This is a genomic window from Mycoplasma sp. NEAQ87857, from assembly GCF_009792315.1.
Classification (GTDB): domain Bacteria; phylum Bacillota_I; class Bacilli_A; order Mycoplasmatales; family Metamycoplasmataceae; genus Mycoplasmopsis.
Genome location: NZ_CP045542.1, coordinates 1,145,319 through 1,166,964, shown reverse-complemented (window position 1 = coordinate 1,166,964; position 21,646 = coordinate 1,145,319). Strand labels below are relative to the sequence as shown.

Annotated in this window: 17 protein-coding genes; all 17 read left to right on the top strand. The window is 24.6% G+C overall.

Features of this window, described 5'->3' with window-relative positions; translation table 4 throughout:
• Positions 1-65 precede the first annotated feature (65 nt).
• The 17 genes from GE118_RS04215 to GE118_RS04145 all read left to right on the top strand — a co-directional run bounded on the left by GE118_RS04215 (position 66) and on the right by GE118_RS04145 (position 21,496).
• Complete coding sequence (locus GE118_RS04215) at positions 66-779, top strand: hypothetical protein (protein WP_158764163.1); 714 nt, start codon at positions 66-68, stop codon at positions 777-779.
• 75 nt (positions 780-854) lie between these two features.
• Positions 855-983, top strand: coding sequence for a hypothetical protein (locus GE118_RS04395; RefSeq protein WP_255473568.1), 129 nt, complete (start codon positions 855-857; stop codon positions 981-983).
• The gene (locus GE118_RS04210; RefSeq protein ID WP_158764162.1) at positions 983-2,062 is read left to right on the top strand and encodes a hypothetical protein; all 1,080 of its coding nucleotides are present in this window, start codon (positions 983-985) and stop codon (positions 2,060-2,062) included. Before GE118_RS04395 ends, GE118_RS04210 begins: the two co-directional genes overlap by 1 nt.
• 2 nt (positions 2,063-2,064) lie before the next feature.
• The gene (locus GE118_RS04205) at positions 2,065-2,478 is read left to right on the top strand and encodes a single-stranded DNA-binding protein (RefSeq protein WP_158764161.1); all 414 of its coding nucleotides are present in this window, start codon (positions 2,065-2,067) and stop codon (positions 2,476-2,478) included.
• A 68-nt stretch (positions 2,479-2,546) separates the two neighbouring features.
• Positions 2,547-4,451, top strand: coding sequence for a hypothetical protein (locus GE118_RS04200; protein WP_158764160.1), 1,905 nt, complete (start codon positions 2,547-2,549; stop codon positions 4,449-4,451).
• An 11-nt stretch (positions 4,452-4,462) separates the two neighbouring features.
• The gene (locus tag GE118_RS04195) at positions 4,463-4,849 is read left to right on the top strand and encodes an Mbov_0395 family pilin-like conjugal transfer protein (RefSeq protein WP_158764159.1); all 387 of its coding nucleotides are present in this window, start codon (positions 4,463-4,465) and stop codon (positions 4,847-4,849) included.
• 104 nt (positions 4,850-4,953) lie between these two features.
• Entirely contained in the window at positions 4,954-6,705 is a 1,752-nt protein-coding gene (locus tag GE118_RS04190; RefSeq protein WP_158764158.1) for an Mbov_0396 family ICE element transmembrane protein, read from the top strand.
• Between the two features lie 20 nt (positions 6,706-6,725).
• A complete protein-coding gene (locus GE118_RS04185) occupies positions 6,726-9,479 on the top strand; it encodes an Mbov_0397 family ICE element conjugal transfer ATPase (RefSeq protein ID WP_158764157.1) in 2,754 nt (917 codons plus the stop codon).
• Positions 9,480-9,487: 8 nt separating this feature from the next.
• Positions 9,488-10,087, top strand: coding sequence for an Mbov_0398 family ICE element protein (locus GE118_RS04180; protein ID WP_158764156.1), 600 nt, complete (start codon positions 9,488-9,490; stop codon positions 10,085-10,087).
• 12 nt (positions 10,088-10,099) lie between these two features.
• Positions 10,100-15,271: an Mbov_0399 family ICE element protein gene (locus tag GE118_RS04175; RefSeq protein WP_158764155.1), complete on the top strand. Its 5,172-nt coding sequence runs from the start codon at positions 10,100-10,102 to the stop codon at positions 15,269-15,271.
• Between the two features lie 9 nt (positions 15,272-15,280).
• Positions 15,281-17,149, top strand: coding sequence for a type IA DNA topoisomerase (locus tag GE118_RS04170; protein ID WP_158764154.1), 1,869 nt, complete (start codon positions 15,281-15,283; stop codon positions 17,147-17,149).
• Between the two features lie 598 nt (positions 17,150-17,747).
• Positions 17,748-17,990, top strand: a complete 243-nt coding sequence (locus tag GE118_RS04165) for a hypothetical protein (RefSeq protein ID WP_158764153.1) — start codon at positions 17,748-17,750, stop codon at positions 17,988-17,990.
• A 29-nt stretch (positions 17,991-18,019) separates the two neighbouring features.
• Complete coding sequence (locus GE118_RS04160) at positions 18,020-18,226, top strand: hypothetical protein (RefSeq protein WP_158764152.1); 207 nt, start codon at positions 18,020-18,022, stop codon at positions 18,224-18,226.
• Positions 18,227-18,400: 174 nt separating this feature from the next.
• A complete protein-coding gene (locus GE118_RS04390; RefSeq protein ID WP_255473566.1) occupies positions 18,401-18,535 on the top strand; it encodes a hypothetical protein in 135 nt (44 codons plus the stop codon).
• Positions 18,536-18,871: 336 nt separating this feature from the next.
• Positions 18,872-19,666 carry an Mbov_0400 family ICE element protein gene (locus GE118_RS04155; RefSeq protein WP_158764151.1) on the top strand — a complete coding sequence of 265 codons (795 nt, stop codon included), beginning with the start codon at positions 18,872-18,874 and terminating at the stop codon, positions 19,664-19,666.
• A gap of 73 nt (positions 19,667-19,739) precedes the next feature.
• Positions 19,740-20,963, top strand: coding sequence for an Mbov_0401 family ICE element transposase-like protein (locus GE118_RS04150; RefSeq protein WP_158764150.1), 1,224 nt, complete (start codon positions 19,740-19,742; stop codon positions 20,961-20,963).
• 377 nt (positions 20,964-21,340) lie between these two features.
• The gene (locus tag GE118_RS04145; protein WP_158764149.1) at positions 21,341-21,496 is read left to right on the top strand and encodes a hypothetical protein; all 156 of its coding nucleotides are present in this window, start codon (positions 21,341-21,343) and stop codon (positions 21,494-21,496) included.
• The last annotated feature ends 150 nt before the right edge of the window (positions 21,497-21,646 follow it).

Genomic DNA, 21,646 nt, shown 5'->3' with positions numbered 1-21,646 from the left:
CAGGGGTTTTCGTCTTTTCTTTAACCATAACTGCAAAAGTCAGGAATAATACATTGTTGCACGAAATGTCTCATTACGTAGCAGAAAAACACACTGGATTAGAATATCTTCAATTTCGTTCAGAACACGAAAACGAAGCTGAGCTATCAGCGATGATGTTAATGAAATGAATTGGTATTGAAGATGAAGATGCATATCAAAAGTCAAAAGAGTATGCTTATCAATGATTAACAGCAAAATCTTTTACAAATGCTGATGCTAATCTTTCAAAAGAAGAAAGAATTAAAAAAGCATTTGAAGAAAATCACGACAAATTATTAAAACTAATTGAAAACGCAGGAAAGATAGCATCTGAAGTAATTAAAACTTTTTCATTAGAAGAAGTTAGAAGAGAATATTCTAATGATAAGTGAAAGCTTCATCAAGAAGTGGATGATTTTAGAAAGATTAATGAACCAAATTTATTAACTTATAAAGAAATCATCAATAATATCGATGACTCAAAAAGAAATTTAGAAGAATGACAATATGAGTCAAATATTGAGCTTCAAACTTGAATCAAACTAAAAGATAAAATCAATAATAGTTCGTTATCAGATGACGATAAATATCAATTTCTATTTAATAAAAATTCATTAGAAGAAGTAGAAACAAGAGAGTGAAAATCTATTGCTTTTGCTTATTATATGAATAAAGATCAAAGAGAACCAAAAATAGAAAACAATAAAATTCAAGATAAAGTTCAAGAAGAAAATGAAGGAATGAAATTAACTCAATAAGTTTGAAAATAAAAAAAGAATATCACATATTTAAAGCGATTGCAAATATTGAGGAATTAAATTTGAAGGAGCAAAATGAGAAAGAAATTAAAATGATTAATAAGCTGATTAATTAAATTTACAATCAAGCATAAATATTCATTAATTTCTATTTTGATACTTTTAATCGTTGGAATAATTGTAAGAACAGTAAGAGGATATTAATGAAAACATTTAGCCAACTTAAAGAAAAACAAAATCAACTATCACCAATTCAAAGAGATTATGAAGGGTATGTTTTAAATCCAGGGAATGAATCTCAATTGTTTTTCGATTTTATTAAAAATTACCAAGATCAAACTATTTACAAAAATTTACAAATGATTAAAAGTGATTCAAGTTTATTAGAAGCATATTTGCATACAATGATTTACACAGATAAACGAGTTAATTTTATTATTAATCTTCAGCTGTTTTCTAAAGGGAAAAATTATGTTAGTTTTTCCACAAATGCTGATGATGAAGGACATATAGAAACAATTATTATTCCTAGTTGAAAGAAGAATTTTATTTATACATCTAAAACTGATAATAAAGAGACTATAGAAAAAGTTCTTTCAATATCAGCAATGAGTAATGAATTAAATGAACTTAAAAAAGATAAAGAAAATAACGCTGAAGAGATAGAAAAAATTTATATTGAATTTGACAAACTTATAAAAGATCAAGCTTCAAATATTGCTAAATCATATTATGAATTTAAAGCAAATGAAATTAATGTAGCAGCTTTTACCGAAGAACATTTTGCTTTTATAAAATCAAAATATGATTTATCAAACAAATTCGATATTAATATAAATATTTTTAGTTGAATACTAAAACAAAATCAAGCAGCAATGCAGCTTGTGTCAATGTGTAAAGATGTTGAATGTAATAAATTTGATAAGAAAAATTGATACATTACTCTTCCAACATTAACAATTGACAACAATATTAGGTATTATCAAACACAAATATTAGATTGCTTAATTAAAACAGCAATTGATAGTTGTTATTTTAATAATACTGAAATTAAAGAAACAGATACAGTAATTCAATCTATTATTAGGTATTTATTGGTTAAGTTTTTTAATTTAGAGATTAATGAAATTGATAAAGATATGTTTAAAGAATTCTTAGATAAAATCAAAGATTGTTCAAATTTAGAATTCTTTGAAATATTAAATATTATTGAATCTAATTACTATTTAATTAAATCAAAAATAACCAATTATCTTGATGAAAGATTGATAGAAGGAAATTAATTATGTATAACGAAGTAACGATGCTAGGTCGAGTAGCAACCGTTCCGCAATTTTCAAATCTTACAAAGGATAATAAGACTTATTCAGTCTTAAAATTCAGTATCGCAGTAAATTATGGAAAGAAAGTACAATATTTTTTCGTTGTAGCTTGAAATAAAGTTGCAATGAATGTAGCAATGAAGCTACAGAAAGGTATGACTGTTTTTGTAAATGGATTTCTAATTAGTAAGAAACGGGATGATTTTTACGAAACTGAAATCAGTGCAAGACAAATAAAATGTTTTGCATCTCCAAAAACAGAACAAACTACTAATCAAGAAACATTAGATACAGATATAAATACAAATCCAGCGGATGTAGATCCAGAAGAGCAAGAAAGCATTGATTTATATACCACAAATGAAAGTAATTTTTAACTAAAAAGGATATACCACAAGATAAACTTATATAATTTTTGTATTAACAAAAATTAGAGGTGATAACGATGAAAAAAAGAATTAAACAATGATTGCTAGCAACAACAACTATAGCTACTAGTGCTAGCGTTTTAATTACTTCAAGCTGTAATATTAATTTTGATGGTGGAGGACTTTCTAAAAGAGGTCGTGGTGTTAGTCCTATTAATGTAGGGGATCCAGAACCAAGCAAAAATAAATGACCTGTTGGTAAAAAAATGATAAATTTTGAATATCCTTATTCAATTAATGATAACAAGAAAGTACTATGACAAACAGTTTATCCAGACAAAGTCTTAAAAGATAAACCTAATATGTTTTCAACACAACATTTAAATGATGTTGAGCAAAACAAAGACTACAAATATTATTTATTTTTCCCTTATGAAAAATATTTAAGTTCAGCATTATTTTCAGTAGAAGCAGGATTACACAATGACAACAAGCAAGAAGTTATTTCAACAGGATTATTTACTCATCAAATGTTAAATTTCATTAATGATAAAAGTATTAGTGAAGCAACTAGAGTTGCAAAACTTAACACTTTTAGAGATGATTTAATTAAATACATTACTGTTGATATTTATAACGACGTTGTAAAACATTTTAATGATGTTGTTAAGTATAAAAATGCTTCATTAGAAGAAAGAATCAAAATGGATGAAGAACATAAAGATTCATTCTATTTTGAATCTAATGATGATAAATTACTTGCTTTAAAAAATAAGATAGATGCTTTAAAAAATAAGATAGATGCTTTAAAAAATAAGATAGATTTATATTCTAAAAAAACTCTTAAAGTTAAAAGGAAAGATTTACCTTTAGATGTAGATAATCTTATTTATACTGAAGAACAAGCTAATAAAATAATTGAAATTCCTAATCCTGATTTTGGAAAGAAATTAAGTTTTTATGATTTATTTTCAGTGTTAGGTAGTTTATATTTTGAATACGAAAAAATAAATACAGTAGGAAGTTTTCCAAGTGCTTTTAACGTAAATTATAAAAAGTTCATAGAATTTGTTTTTTCAGATAGTCCAAAATCTACTGGAATAATCTCATCTTTTATAGAAGGGTTATATAGTAAAAATCCTGTCAAAAAGCAAGATACGGATACAATAAAATTTGATGTTGAACAAATCAAAGAATTTAAAAAAGAAATTTTTTATGAAGCATTAGTTGAAAATAATGAGCATTATATCTTATCTAATTTTAGAGGTGTTGCTCCGTTAGAAATAAAACCACCAACAACACAATTAATTAACTGAACAGAACTTTATAATAATAAGTCTAAAAAGAACTCAATTTATTATAAAAACGCAAATTATATTTATGATGAAGATGGAATATTCATTTATATAATGATTAATGCTTTAAAACATTTACATTTTGCAAAATTACAGCTAGAAAATGTTGGAGCTTTAATGGATATCTTTATAGAAAGAAACAAAATAAATAATGGTGAAAAATATAAAATAGATGATTACATTAAAACTTCAAAAAACTTTATCAAATCAACCTTTAATTATTTAAAATTTGAAAACTTCACAGGAACAAGCTTCTTTTTAGACCAAGCTGTTGGAGGAGTTTTCCTTTTTCCTACTGATGATGATCTTGCTACAAAGTATGGAACTGACTTCCAAGAACATTTTGCTTATATAATCAAAGTGTTTGGGGATTTTATTGATCCAAGTATCATTCAAAATAATAAAGATTATAAAGAATTATTGGGTGAAATTGAAAGTGCTATAAACGGAAATTTAAATAACAAAACTCTTAAAATGATCTTAGAAGATCAAGATCCAGCACTTTTTAAATTTATTAAAAAATATCTAGAATCTATTAATCCTAATATTAATGAAAGAATTGAAAAATTCAAAAATGATTATTTAAATCTTAGAATGAAATTTGAAACAAATAAACAAGATAATTAGGAGGTGCATTAATGATAGGTAAAATTACATCGCTTTTTGCAGAAAACACAGAGAAATTTAAAGAATCTTTACAGAACGTCTCAAATACTGTCCAAGGTTATATTAACATTGTATTAGGAGTTGTGATGGGAGCATTAGCTCTTTGATTTATTATCACTGCAATTTTTGTATGAATCAAAATTGGATCAAGTGATACTTCACAAAAAAGAGCTGAAGAAATTAAACGTTTAAAATGAATTGGTGTTGCTATTTTAGCAGTTATCATCATTTGATCAATTTCAGGAATCTTAACAAAAGCTTTTAGTGATTTAGCTCCAAGCTCTAACTCGCTAGAAACAGTACTTATTCACAATACAAATTTATTAAATAATCATTTAGTTTCAAACTTAAATTTCTAATTTAAATTAAATCATTTGATTTTTCTTAAACAATGCTAGGTGCTTTATTTGGATATATAGTTTATCCAATCTTCTTAATTTTTTGATTACCAGTTGCTCTGATAATGTCGTTTTTAACATACATTTTAAGTGGAGCAAGCTTTATTATTTTTGAATTACCAGGATTAGTATTATTTGGAGTTAATTTTAATAAAGATACAGATATCATTGGAAACATAAGTGTTAATTATACTTTTATAAGATTTGCTATTGTATCAGTCTTAATGATGATTATCTTCTTTGTTGCTTCAATGATACGATTTACATTTTATCGAAACAAAAATAACACTAGTATAGATGTAGTTAATCCAATTAAAACCGCATTAAAATGAAGTATATTTTCAGTTTTATTAATAATGAGTTTAGTTAGTGTTTTAGCAATTTTAGGATTGTTTATCAACAACATAACTCAATTAATTTTAGGTGAAAATGCTAATTTAGATGTTTCAAGTTATGTATGAAGTATCATTCGTCCTGAAAGCGTTCCTGAAGAGCAATGAATTAATACAAGTTATTTTATACCATCATCTACTTTTGCTCATTTAAATACTGGAGAAGGTATTAAATTAATCTTTTTAGGTGCTTTACCTTCAATAGTCGTATTTATGATTTTAATGTCTTCATTATTTGGTGTAGTTAATAAAATCTTTCAACTATTTTTTATGTTTATCATTAGTCCATTAATTGCATCAACTTCAATTTTTGATTCTGGAGCAAGAATTAAAATTTGATTTCAATTGTTTATCAGTAAATGACTTGCTATTATGTCCTTAGGATTAAGTTTAAAAATATGAGCGATTTTTATTAATGTTGCTTTTAATCAAGCGTGAGCAAATAATGATTTTAACTTTATTGAAAAGTTTTTATATAGCTTTATTATTTTAGTTGGTTCAACAATGGGATTTAGCTCTGTTTCATCAATTATTACTACCTTTATTGGTGATAAAGTTTCAGCTAAAGAAGATATGATGGAACTTCAAGGTTTAATGCGTTCAACTTCTGCATTAAGCACTGGATTAAAAGTTGGATTTGCAGCTACTACTGGAGGAGTTGGAGCTATTGCTACTGGATTAGCTTCAGGTTTATCTAAAAAAGCTTTAGTTGGAAAATTTGCTGGTAATAAATTAGCTAAAGGTGCAAAATCATTTGGTAATTTTGCTAGAAATAAAACAAATCAGTTGTTTAATTCAGATAAATTTAAATCAGCTAAAAGTAGAACAGAAAATTACGCAGCAAATTATGCAGATAAAATGAATTTATCAGATAGCGATGCAAGTTTATTGCATAAAAACTTAATAGCTGATTTTAATAATGGTGATCAAATTCAAAGCTTACAAAGACAATTATATGTTCCAAAGAGTAATGAAGTATTATCTAGTGATCAATTAGAGCACAATCAAAATATTAATAATCAAATTGATCATTTATCTAATTTTTATGAAGATAATGGTGGTAAAGAATCGTTTATCAATGATACTATTGGATTTGATAATAATAAACAATTTACTCCAATTAAGAATTTAAAAGCAAGATTAACCACTTCAATTCAAAATTCTAAATTGAATAAAAATGGTATTTTAGATTCTAAAGCAACTAAAGCAAAAAGAAGACTAGATGATAGAATTTTAACATTAAATGAAACTCACCAATCATTCAAAGATAAAGCAAAAGATCATTTAAATTTAAAACTCAATCCATACAAAAATGAAGAAGAATTCAAACAATCAAATGAAGAATATCTTAAATCTTGAAAAGATTATACTTCAAGTGATGAATACAAAGATTATAAAAACTTATCTAACAAAGATAAGAAATAAGTTTATCTTAATTAAATCATATGCTACAGCCTAATAGCTTAAAAAAGCAACAACGCTTTTTTATACAAAAATTAACTTTCTTAGATGCAGGATTTTTATTTATTGGTGTAATTTTATCCTTTGCAATCGCACTAAATATCACATTTGTTTCTTGATTAAAAGTAGTTATAGTAATAAGTATTTTATTACCTTGACTACTTTTTTTAATTAACATCCCAAGTCAAAATATGAGATTATATCGTTTAGTCTTTTGTTATATTACTTATGCTTTTACTCAAAAGCAATATAACAATAAGAACAAAAATAAAAAACAATTAATCGCATATTCAAAAATCTATAAAGATAGTGTTAAAACTAAAAAAGGTAATTATTTAAAAATAATTCATTTTAAAGGAATTAATCCTTTTGTCGAAAGCGAATTTGATAAGAATATTAAACTAAATCAAATCGCTAACATTTTTGATCAATTTAATGTAATGGGTAGTTTAATCAAACGTAAAGAGAAAAATAATTACCAAGACAATTTAATTAATATTCAACAAAACGGATTAAACAAAATTGATCAATTAGAAAATACTTCTAACATTCAAGCTCAAGAAGTATTTGGAGAATATTATTCTCAAGTTCTTGATGATTTTGAAAGATTACAAAACTCAAATAACGAAATGGTAGATAACTACTATTTTGTTATCTATGAAAAACAATATCAAAAGTTAAATGAACTTGTAGATAGTACAATGTGAGATTTAACTAACATTGGAATAGATTGCAACTTACTTGATGCTAAAGCTAGTGTTGAGTTTATTGCAAATTTACATCACTGAAAGATTGATCAAGAGAAGTTAGAACTTGCTTTAGAGCAAGCGAACAAAATTGATCAAGATGATGAAGAAGAAGTTGATAGTGTTGTTTATCAAACTTTAGTTAAATTAAAAAACAAAACTCAAAAACAACAAGATTTTATCTCACTAGATGAAGTTTTTGATTTTGATGAAGTTATATTTAAAAGTAATCATTACATTCAAGATAATCAATATCACTCAATTCAATCAATTAGAAGATATCCAACACAATTACAAGAAAATTGATTGAGCATCTTGCTTCAAAGTGATAGTGATTTAATTGTTCATTTTGAATGTTATGATGATGAAGGAGCTCATAATTTATTAAATAGAGTAAATAAGAAATTAATTGATAATTCTCAAGAAACAAAGAACGTGATTCGTTCTAAATTCAATGATTTAGAATATCAAGCTATTTCTTATATTACTGATCAAGTTATTACTAATGGAAATAAATTAGTAAATTTAAATGTTCTTTTAATGAATCAAAGCGATAGTTTAAAAGAACTTAAAAAACAAGAAGAACTAAATAGAAGATTTTGTTCAAAATTCAAAATCTATCTTAATGGATTAATGTTTAGACAATTCCAAGCTTTAGCAACTAGTGCTTTAAGTAATCAAGATTTACTAAATGATAATACTCAATTTTCAACAGTTAATTTAGCTAATGGATGGGGATTTAATAATGATTATGTAAATGATGGTAATGATTTTTATTTAGGTAATTCTATTTCTACAGGAGAACCTATTATCTGAGAAAAATTCTATAAAAAATCAATGACCAGAACCAACTATAATCAATTTGTTTTTGGAGTTAGTGGTAGTGGTAAAAGTACCTTTGTTAAAAAACAAATTTTAAATGCTTTTGCAAACGATAGAAAAGTAATCATTATCGATCCACAAAATGAATATTCTAAATTAGCTAAAATGCTTGGAGGTAATGTAATTGATTTAGGTGTTGGAAATGGTATTAGTATTAATCCATTACAAGTTAATAACCAATTATCAAGTGGTAATAATATAACTAATGAAAGTATTATTAATAAACATATTGATTACTTACAATTGTTTTTCAATATTGTTTTTGAAAACAATATGACTGAAAAAAGAACTTTATTACTAAATGTTGCGTTACAAAATTTATACAAGAAATGAAAGTTTTATGATGATAAATTAGATTTTAGAAAATTGAGTAATCAAGACTATCCTATTATTAGTGATTTAATCCAGGAGTTAAAATCTATTACTTTTTCTAATAAAGAAGAAAAGTTAAGAAAATATCAAGATCAGTTAGATTTAATAGAATTGTTAGAATACTTCTTTGAAAATCAAGGTAAGTATCAAACATTCTATAATAATCACACAAATATTAATCTTGATAATGATTTAATTGTTTTTAACACACAGAAGATTCAAAATAAGCAATTTGGGAAACTTAAAGGTGATGCAACTAGTCAGTTAGCTATCTTTGTTATCTTGAACTTTATTCAAAACTTAGTAATTAATAACTTTTTAACTAATAAAAATAAGTTTTTAAATATTTTTGTAGATGAAGTTCATTTATACATTGATAGTAATAATCCTGTAGGATTAGACTTTATTTATACAATGGTTAAAACTGTAAGAAAGTTTAATGCAAGTATGAACTTAACCACACAAAATCCATCTGAGTTAATTTACAACGAATATATTAAATCTCAAACTATAGCAATTTTAGAAAACTGTCAATATACTACTTTCTTTAATTTAAGAAAAGCAGATATTGAAGCAGTTAATGATATGTATAGTTTTTCAGGTGGATTAACGGAAAATGAACTTAACTTTTTAGCTACAGCGTCAAAAGGACAAGTTCTATTTAGTATGAATCAAAATTCTAGAACTAGAATTCAACTACACTATAACGATATTGAACAATACTTAATTTTTGAATAGGAGTAATTATGGATAAAAAATTAAATAATTTAACTGTTAGATTTAATGGATTAGATGATGATGAAGTTAATTTAATTGCAAAATGAATGCAAAAAATTAAATCAGAAAAGCAAACTTTAGCAAGCAAAGAAATTGTAAATGTCTTGCTTGATAAATTAAAAAGTGAAGAATTAGAAAGAAATGTATCTAATTTTCAACAAGAAATATTTTACGCTTTTAGAAAAGCGATGTGAGCTTCATTAACTCCGTTTTTAAAAACAATTAGAAGCGATTTTGAAAACAGAGATATTGAGCTAGTTATCATTAATAAAAAATTAGATTTTATGATGGAAGCATTAAAAATCAATCCTGAGCATAAAGTTTCTGAAAATCAAAACTTTAAAAATTTAAGGAATTATTTAGTTAATGCAAAGAATGAAAAAATGAAGCTTGATATGAAACAAGTAAATAACGTATTAGATTATTTTGATGATTATATGAAAGCTTTATTGAAAAATATTGCTAAATATAATGATTATGATATTAAAAAGGAACTTAAAAAAGAAATGGATGAAAGTAAAGATAAAGATAATAAGAATGAACTAGATATTGAAAAATTTATGTTGTAGAAAGGATTTATAATGAAAATTAAAAAAATATTACCAAGTTTGATTTTAGGATCAACTTCATTTATACCTTTAGCTACTTTATCTTGAAGCGAAGGTGATGTATTAGATTTTTATTCAAGATGAGAAGAAGAAAACTCAGAAGATGATGACTATTTTTCTGATGGTGTAAAAATAAGAACTGAAGATGATTTTAAGGTTTTTAAACAAGAAATATCAAGAACATTTACAATAACTCCAAATGATACCTTTTTCTATGCTTGATATTTTCTAGGTCATACTACTCTTATTACTAGAGATTATGGATTATTATATGATCAAGGCAACGGAAATGAATCAATAAGATATTTTGGAAGACCTAATAGTTGAGGAAATGATAAACATAGTAATCCTGAATGATATGATGAAAATTATACTGTCGTTAGAAGATTGCAAAACTCAAGAGATGAATACTATTGAAGAGCATTAGTCTTAAATCATGTTTATTCATTTAACGAAACGCAAGAAAAAGTTCCAAATCTAGTTTTTAATTCAAATCCTCCAGTACGGATTGTGCGTAATTATTTTCCAATTTCAAATTCAACAAACATAAATTTCGATCAATTTAAAGCAATAGTTAATAAAAAAGTTATCTTAAAACCTTATAATAAAGATTATTATAATTGACTTGATTGAGATGAAGAACATTGATATAGATTATCATCTTTATATTTAGATTATAAAGCTATCTTTTCATCATATGATTTTAACAATCAAGCATCCTTTTTAAAAAGTTTGATAAGAGAATATAGTAATCATAACAATTCAATAACTAATGACGAAGAAATAAATTGAAATTTAACTTTACAAAATAATAGATTCAATTCAGTTGATTTAACTTTAAAAAATCACGTTTATGATCCTTATTATAAAGTAGATCAAATTTACCTTAGTAATCAAACACCACCTGCTTTTGCTGATATGTATTGATGAAAAAGTCAAGTAGAAAAAGCTAATAATTATTTTTATCCTAAATTAATTATTCGTCCAACTGATAATATAAAAGTTTTTATAAAAAATAGATTTATCATAAATAAACAAAATAAAACAAGAAACTTGATTAGAGTTAATAATAATTTAGCTAACTCTTTTAAAAGATATTTTGAAAATACTAAATATAATTTATTTACTTCAAGTTCAACAACAGATTGAGATGAAAATAATAATCAATTATTTGCAAAGCAATTAAAATCAATTGAAAAAGAAGCTAATCAAACTAGCGATAATTATAAATTTAATTTTTCTTTTGAATTATCTAATGAAACTTCATCTGATCCTAGAATCAAATATATTAATATTTATATAGATAATAGAGAAACAAAATTAGATGATGACGAAGATGATAAGCTGTTAGTTGTTCGAAATTTAGCTGTGCATTTAAAAGTTGATAATAATAGTAAAAATAAAGAGTTGTGAGATAGATTAGAAATGATACCAACTAGATTTGTTGATTTCAATACTAATACTACAGAACTTGTTAAAGATAATTTTGATTATTTACCACCTTTAAAAGCTAATGAATGTCAAGAAGGAGCTGAAGGATGTACTTTTGATAAAGGTACATATGTATTCCACGCTCCATTAACATTAATATTTAATTCTCCAAAAGAAAATGAAGTTTTATATATCAATGGTAAAGCTGTAGATGTTATTAATGGTGAATTTAAAAAATCGCTATTTGATAATAGATTAGTAGATAAAAAAGATTTATTATTCAAACGTGATGAAGAGAACACTAATGAGTATGAAGTATTGTTAGTCCAATACAAGGAAAACACTAATAATAATGAAAACAACATCAAACAGCAACTTAAAGCAAAAATTGTTATTGAATCTCAAGCACCATTTAATGATTTTAAGTGATATGCTTGAGATCCTACTAATAATCCAAACCAACAAGCTCAAATAGAACCTTATGTTAAAGATTCAAATGGAAAAGTTGTAGTTGATGAAAAAGGTAATAAAATACCAAATCCTGATTATGATCCAGAAATTGATCCAAGTACTGGTACTAAAAAAGAACTTGTTTGAGTCAATACAGTTCCATCAACAGGAGATTCATATTCTTCTACTACTGGTCTTCCAATTGGTACCAAAACATTTTTATTCAAACAAGGTGGAAAAGTATTTCCTGGATTTATTGCTGAAGCTATCAGTTTAAATAAAGGAGCTTTACAAGAATTAGTAAGTGCTGATAGTTCAAGTAATCCTAATTACTCTTATTATTCAGTAAGTAATGATGTTTTACAAAATGGAAATTTTAACACTTTAAATAAACACGTTTTACCATCAAGCACATTTAAAGATTCATATTTTTCAAATGAAGGAAACTGATTATTTAGTGCTAAAAACAATAAAACAGTCAATACTTATAAAATCATTAATATCTATGAACCAGTTTCAGGACAAAATGCTTCAAAGAATAAAAAGTTCTCTGAAGTAGTTAATTCACCTAATATAATTCCTTTTTGAAATTCAAAAATTGGTAATAAATTAGAAAAATGATTAAATAAAATTAAATTCTTATCATTAGAAAACATTAAAAAACTATCTTATGAAGAAGTTTTAAACTATATTCCTGAATTTGCTAATTATGAATATAGTTTAGATGAAGCTAATAAGTATTCAACTAATAGGACTCATAATTACATCAATATTAGACCAAGTTTCAAAAAAATACCTTTAACTTGATCAAAACAAGATTTTATTAATCGTTATTTATCAAATGAAAGTCAATTTAATTTATTGTTAGATGATTTTGCAACTAATTTTGATAATAAAGATAAAGTGAAAATTTATGAAGCATCATTAACAAATGATAATAGACTCATTTTAAAACTTAATTTAAAATTTGGTGTTGATGCAAATAAATATAATTTAGTTTATAAAAGTTTTGTGCTTAATGTTGCTTTCACTGATGATAGTGATACTGTCAAAGATAACTATATTAATAATAGAGTTGCAACTAACATTAATTTATCATTAAACTTTGACAAAGTTAATGAATGAATTAAAGAAAATGTACAACTTAATAGGTACTCAAATCAAAGAATTCAATATGAAACTACAGCAGATAAAATCTTTAATGAAGAAGATCAATTTGATAAGTTAGATACCGTTTATATTTCTATTAGTAGAAATAGAAAATATAAAAATAACTTTAGAATTCAAATTGAAACTAATTTAAAAGAAAGTGCAGATTCAAACTTATACACTTTAGAACCTAGAGTTTGATATCTATTTAAAGATATTAATGATTTTGTTTTAGATAAAGATGCTGAACTAAAAGGAAAATTATATTCATTAGATGTTAGTTTGATTAATTTAAATGGTCTTAATGATGTAGAACAAATTAAGAAAACTATTTCTGATGAAGTAGATAAAAGAATTAAACAATTAAATAGTAGTATTACCGAATATACAATCACCAATTTAGATTCAATAGCAAATGATATGTTGAATGTCATTGAAGTTGAAAACTTAAATCCTTCTAATTATTTAGAACTTGTTTATCCATATATTAAAAAACTAAACATTTCTTTAGCTAACAACAAAGGATATAATCAAATTCCAATAGTTAATTTCACAAGTAAAAAACTTAAGTCAAATTTTGATTTAAGTTCAATTAATATTAATGATTTAGAAATAGCTGTAGCTTCTAAAAATGAAGCTAGAGAGCTAATTACAAATTATGTTCAATCAGAGTTATCTAAACATAATTTAGTTTTATCTCAAGTTTTATTATCTAATATTGATCAAGTGATTGAATTGTTATTGAGTAATACAAAAGCAAAAATTACAATTCTTCCTAATAATGCTTTAATTTCTGGATCAATTAGTTTCTATGTATCTAACACTCTTACTATTAGCTCAAATGATAAGAGTAAGATTGATGATATTGTTAATTCTATTAACATCATCAAAGAAGACAGGAACATAGATAAAGAAACAAAAGATAAATTAATTAAAGACTTAGAAAAAGCATTAAAGGATGCTTTAGATAAGTTAAAAGCAAACGATGAAAAATATAAAGATGAATTAGAAAAATTAAAGAATCAACTTGATGATATTATCACTAAAAACAAAATCAAAGAAATTGAAGACAGAATCAAAAAAGTAGAAAAAGATCCAAATCTTACTGATACAGATAAAAAACCTATTTTAGATGGATTAAATAAAGAGTTGGATAAACTCAAAAACACTCCTTCAAATAATGATTCAAGTTCTTCAAGTTCTAATGATGATAAAGTACAAGATGGCAAAAAATATGATTTAGCTAAAATTAAGTTGCAAAATCTAACTTTAAACACTAATAAGATTAAAGAAATTAGAGAGCAAATTATTCAATATGTAAAAGAATCACTTCTTGATGATGGATTATTATATCAATTAGATTATTTAATAGTTGATATTAATAATACTAATAAATTACAAAACTTATTAAATAATCAAACTGAAACTTTTGTTATTAAAGCGATTGATAAATATACAATTAATCAGACATCATTTGATGTAGTTAATCAATATCAATCACCTGAAAATGAAACAAAAGCATCAAAAGATTTAACTAAAAGAGAAAATGATAAATTTATTGCAAATTTAGATACTAATAATAAAGACAATGCTCCAAAAGTTGAATTAATAAGAAACAACTTGATTGATTTATCCAAATTTCAACTCTCTCCTCTTTCATTAAATGCTTATTCATCAAGTGAGATAACAAGTAGCATTTTAAATTATATAAAGTCCTATTTTACAAGAATTGGTACTGAAACTAAATTTTGAAGAATTAAAGATAGCGAACTTCAAAAAGCAGCTGATACATTACTCAGTGATAATAATAAATTAATCACTACAACTATTAAGATTAATGGAGTTTATGGATTAGCTAAAAACTACATACTATTAGAAGTAAATAACTTTACTGATAAAAAAATAGTTAAAAATGCTATTGCTAAAGATGAAGCATTTGTAGAAAAAGAACCTGAAGCTATAGTTAAAGTTCCAATGAAAGTAGAAGATAAAGTTTCAAAAGAAACAAGAAAAAGATTACTTATTGGTATTCCATTAGGTATTTTTGGAACTATATTGACTTTAGGATTAGGATATTTTGTATATATTCGTAAATTTAAGCATCGTATTAAATAAAGGAGAATTATGAATTTAGTAATAATTGAAGGTGCTGGTAAAATTAAGAAAATCAAACAAATTTTAGGTGATGGTTATTCTGTTGTAGCTACTGGGGGACATTTTAAAGAACTTGAAAACAATGGACTTTATAATGTGGGTATCAATCAACAATATGAACCTAGTTTTGTTTATAGTGATAATGGTAAAAAGACTTGAAAAAATATTCTTGATAGCATTAATAATTTTAAATATCAAAATATTTATATAGCTTCAGATCCAGATCGTGAAGGCGAAGCTATTGCATATCATATTTATAATTCATTACCTAAATCAAAATTACAAAATGCTAAAAGAATTGTCTTTCACGAGATATCTGCTAAAGCAATAAATCAAGCTATAAATAATCCAATTGAATTGAATATGAATTTAGTTTATGCTCAATTTGCTAGATTGATTTATGATAAACTTTTTGGATATCGTGCAAGTAGTTTCATTCAACAAAATTTAGGACTTAAAAGCATAGGTAGAATTCAAGGTGTAGCTGTTAAATTACTAGGAGATAGAGATAAAGAGATTGCTAATTATCAACCAAATTATAAGTTTAAATTAACTATTAATGTCTTAGGTGATAATCAAAAAGAAGTTAGTTTAACAGAGATTGATGAAAATGAGAATATTAAATATTATGATTCTCAAGATCAAATCGATACAAATATTAATCAAGTTCAATGTACTAAAATAACTACTGAAGCACCTAAAGCATTAAAAGTTCCTAAACCTTATATTACAAGTACTTTATTAGTTGATATAACTAAAAAGTATAATGTTAAAGCAAAAGAAGTTCAAAACGCTTTACAAGTGCTATATCAAGATGGATTAATTACTTATCCAAGAACTGATAACTATAATATAAGTAATGATTTTATGATTGAACTTATTGATTATCTCAAGATTAAAAAATATCATCAAGTTGAAGATATTTTAGATGTTAAAGATGTAAGAAATTATAAAAATAATGAAAATTCTCAAGAAGCTCATGAGTGCTTGAGAATTGTCCATCCTGAAATAACAACAATGAGTTTAATTGATAAGTATAAGCAATTAGAACTAGGTATATATGAAACTTTATATAATAGAACTATTCTCCAAGGATTAAAGGATGCTATATATCAAAATACTAAAATTAAATTAAGTTCAAATAATCATTGTTTTATTACAACATCTAAAAAATTCACTTTTTTAGGGTTTGTAAGATACCTAAACAAAGATGATGATATTAAGTCTTTTACTTTAAATCAAAGCTATAAATCATCATCAGAAGTTAAACAAGTTAATTTAAATCCTGAACCTAAGTTATATACAGAAGCTTCATTAATTAATGAGTTAGAGCATAAAAGCATTGGTCGTCCTAGCACTTATGCAACATTTGGTGGAATATTATTAGATCGTGAATACGCAATTAAAAATAAAAAGGACTTAGTGCTAACTCATAAAGGTAAGGTACTATATCAAATAGTTGAAAGAGAATTTAAAGACTTTTGCAACTATGATTTTACAAAGAATTTTGAAAAAGATTTAGATTCTATTGTGCTAGGCCAAAACAATTATCAAGCATATTTAAAAATGCAAGATAATTTGATTTCAAACTTATTAAATAATAAAACTAATCAAGATTATTCAAATTTAAAACAAGAAATCAAAGAATCTAGATACACAAGAAGCAAAGAAAAGTTTTGTGATGCTTGTAATGAATACAGAATTGAAAGAACATCAAAAACGGGAAATACTTTTTGAGTTTGTAGCAATTATAAATATGATGCATCAACAAAAATTTCTAGTGGATGTTCTATAGAATGAAATAACATTTATAAAAATAACAAAAAACTAAAAAAATAAGTAATTTCTAATAAATTTTCTTGACTTTTTAGTTATTATTTAATATAATATATACACTATTTATGATAGATTTTCTTAGCTAAATATATTATATTAATAAGAAAATCCAAAAAGCAGCAATAAAGCTGCTTTTTTATTTATTTTTATTGTAAATCAAAAAATAAGTGTATAATATTATCAGATTAGTGAGATAAGTAATATATCTGGTTTATGTTGTTTATCCAGATTGTTAAGTTTGACCTAGAATCAAAATTAATAATCGCCCAACAATCCTTTTTCAAATAAAAAAACGCTTTAAACTCCTGAAAGGGAGTTTTCTTTTTTATTTTTATCTATTTATTTTCCGCTAGTGATATAATATTAATAGTGAGTTTGGTTAATTACTTAACTGAACAATCCCTTTAAACGTCGAGGCGTAGGAGACAATGTTATGATTGTATTCAAGCGTAGGGGGTGTGTTTATAGTGGTGTTCTAGGTCCATTATAGATGCAAGCACCTTTTATATTCCCAGACAATATAAGTAGGTGTTGATGATGAATAGAGCAGCTGTTTTAGCTGTTTTTTATTTACTTTTTCTAAAATAGTAAAATTTATTATATGGAATTTATAAGAAAAACAAAATCAAAAATCACCGTTGAAACAGTATCATTTGATGAAACAGGGAGAATGATACGTGCTCATTCACAAGGATATAATTTACGTCCTTTAGTCATTTGATATGATAAGTCTAATGTCTATTACCTTAATTGTAAAAGTGGTGAAGTTATAAATGAAAATGGAGAAATAACTAAAAGAGAACTACCTGAAAATAGTGTTAATTTAGTTATAAAGGTAAATTAAATTACGTTAATATAACCAATATCCAAATTATGGATAAAGATGATTTTGAAAAAATTTATGGTGCTTTAGATAGTGAAAATATAAAACCTAAAATATACAATTTAACTAATCAAAAAGCAAAAGAAATTTTAATAAAAATGAATGAATTTATACAAAAAGGTGATTATACTTTTCAAAAAATAAAGATAAAAGATATGTATAAACTAAAAAATAAATATACAAGAATTATGTTATAAAGTGAAGTTCTTTGCTCTAAAACAGCAAAAATTCAAGATGAAATCATAGATAAATCACTTAAATGTATATTCAGTAATGTAGTTGATGCTCTAGGAGTTGAAGCTCCTGAGTATTGAGAAAATGATAAATCTAATTTTAAAGATTCGTTTGCTTTTGGTATTTTATCTAGAGATTTGGGAAGTTTTTTAACCAATTACCAAAAGAAAAAACAAGATGATTTAGAAGAAAAAACATTAAAACAAGAGAATAATAACACACAAAAAGTAGTAGAAAAAGAAGATAATGAATCTGCTTTAGATATTTCATAAGGTTAATATTAAGGAATAATAAATATCTTTTTGTATAATGAAAATTTAAAAATCTTTATATATAAGTGTCGAATTTCTAGATTTTTTATTTTTATTTATTGACATTTTTAATTCAAGTATTATAATAATTATATATACCCTTTAAACGACGGGCGCGAAGAACTGTTATGTTTTGTTCAAGCGTAGGGGATGTGTTTATATTGGTGTTCTAGGCCCATTGTAAATGCAAGTACCTTTTATATTACCAGACAATATAATTAGGTGCTGATAATAAGTAAAACAGCTATTTCCAGCTGTTTTTTATTTACTTTTTTCTAAAATAGTAAAATTTATTATATGGAAGTTATAAGAAAACCAAAATCAAAAATTTCAATTCAAACCGCTTCATTTAACGACATAGGAAGAATAATTCTAACTCACAAACCAGGTTATAATTTACGTCCTTTAGTCATTTGATATGATAAGTCTAATGTCTATTACCTTAATTGTAAAAGTGGTGAAGTAGTAAATAGTGACGGAGAAATAATCAAAAGAGAGCTACCTGAAAATAGTGTTGAATTCACTTATAATGGTAAAGCAAGTTATGTAGATGTTAGCAATATCCAAGTGATGAATAAGGATGATTTTGAAAAAATTTATGGTGCTTTAGATAGTGAAAATATAAAACCTAAAATATACAATTTAACTAATCAAAAAGCAAAAGAAATTTTAATAAAAATGAATGAATTTATACAAAAAGGTGATTATACTTTTCAAAAAACTAAGATAGCTGATATTAAAAAACTTAAAAACAAAAAGCTAAAAGTCATATTAGAGAGTGAAGTTCTTTGTTCTAAAACAGCAAAAATTCAAGATGAAATCATAGATAAATCACTTAAATGTATATTCAGTAATGTAGTTGATGCTCTTGGAGTTGAAGCTCCTGAATATTGAGAAAATGATAAATCTAATTTTAAAGATTCATTTGCTTTTGGTATTTTATCTAGAGATTTGGGAAGTTTTTTAACCAATTACCAAAAGAAAAAACAAGAAGTTTTGGAAGAAAAAACATTAAAACAAGAGGATAACAACACACAAAAAGTAGTAGAAAAAGAAGATAATGAATCTGCTTTAGATATTTCATTAGATTAATATTAAAGCGGATTTACCGCTTTTTTATTTATATTCAGTAATCAAATAATTGAATATAAAAGGAGACATTATTATGGTATATGAAGTTTTTATCATTTACTTAAATCAGATTGAAGAAAAGTTTAGAACAGAAACAAGATTAAAATTTTTTCCAAAATGAATTGTTTCAAGAAGAGTAAAAAGAAAACTTATAACTTCTAATGGTATATATTATTTTAATCTTACTAGATACAAAATTTATGATGAAGCACTAGGTAAATATAGAACATTCACTTATTATCATCATGAATATTTAGAACAGCTTAAAACTTCCAAATTTGATATCAAATTAAAAAAAGATGCTATTAGCAATTATATTAATGGTAATAAAACAAAGGATATTTTTAGTTCTTTTAATCCTTCTAAGCAATTAATTCATTTTTGAATAAAGAATGAAAATATTTTAAATAATGATATTAAACTTTGTGAAAATAATCAATGAAACTATATTGATAATCTTACTGATTACTCTAATAATGTGATAAAAAACGAACATAAATATTTATATGTTGAAATAGATGACGCTTTCTTTTCTGTGCAAAATAAGCATAAAACTATCGGCAAAAGAAGTAGAATGCTTAGATTTTACTTAGAAAAAGACTCTCAAAAGAAACAAGTAAAATGTAAAAATGAGCTCTTTTATTTAGAAAATTCTAATAAAGCAAGTAAAGTTTCAATAGAGTATTTAATAGAACAAATCAATTATATAAAAGACACATTTTACAACAAAGATTTAAAAATTGTTGTTAAAGGTGATGGTGCTAAATGAATTCAAAAGTTAGCTAATTCAAAAGACTATATACCAATTTTAGATAAATTCCACTTTATGAAATTGACTTTTGATACGTTTGGAGCTACTAAGAAAAAGAATAAAGAAAATAGCATTTTCTATGAAAATAAAGATTATTTTTATAATGATATGAATCTTTATAACAGTGTAGAAAATGCTATAAATAGTAAAAATATAAATGTTTTTAATCACCTTTTAAACTTTATCAAAGAGAAAGTTCTTGATAATTTACTACCTAAACTAAGACAAAAAATCAAGAAATTTTTAAGATACATTAAAAACAATTGAAATGGTATTAGTAATCTTATCAAAAGCGAAGTTAATGTTAAATCATCTACTGAGAGCTTCGTTAATAACTCCTTAAAGAGATTAATCAAAAAGCGTGGTTCTAGATACAATATTAAGTCTATTGTATATAAAATCATGATGCTAGGAGATGAAAATGTTGGTAGATTTATATGTTGATAGTTAATATATATACTATGTATATATATTAAGGTACTCACTATCAAAAATTTGTTTCATATTTGCTACAAAATTTTCATTTTTTTAAACTTGATATTTTCACATTTTCACATAATGTGATATTTTAGCGATGCAACTTTTTATAAGTTTAAAAATCTTGCATCATTGTTTTTTAAATTTTAATATATATACTAAAGTATATATATTAATAGCATAGTCGTTAGACTTTTGATGCTTTCTTATTTTACCCTTTAAAGGGTGCGCGTATATATATGTGCGTGCTGGCACGAGAAGGCACAATTAAAAATTTCTTTGAAAAAATTTTTGAATTGTGTAGAATTAAATTAGGAAGCAATTATTCCTTCAGGAATGATGCTTAAGTGAATTATTTTTTACTCACTCAATATTTATCTAATTTATCAAATTCAGGTTGATATTTAGTATTTTGTAAAACTTTATTAGCTTTTGCTTTAGATTGAGCAATAGAAGCGTATAAGAAGTTTAAATTATGAACTCTAGCTCTTAAATTATCATAGTTTTCTTGACTATAAGTGGTGCTAGAAATATCATTTAATTCTGAAAGTAAATTGTTTTTAGCAACAGTGTTTAAACTTGGTTGTTGTTTAATTAATTGTTCTAATGATGATTTAGTATTTTGTAAATCATTACCTAAGTTATTAATTACA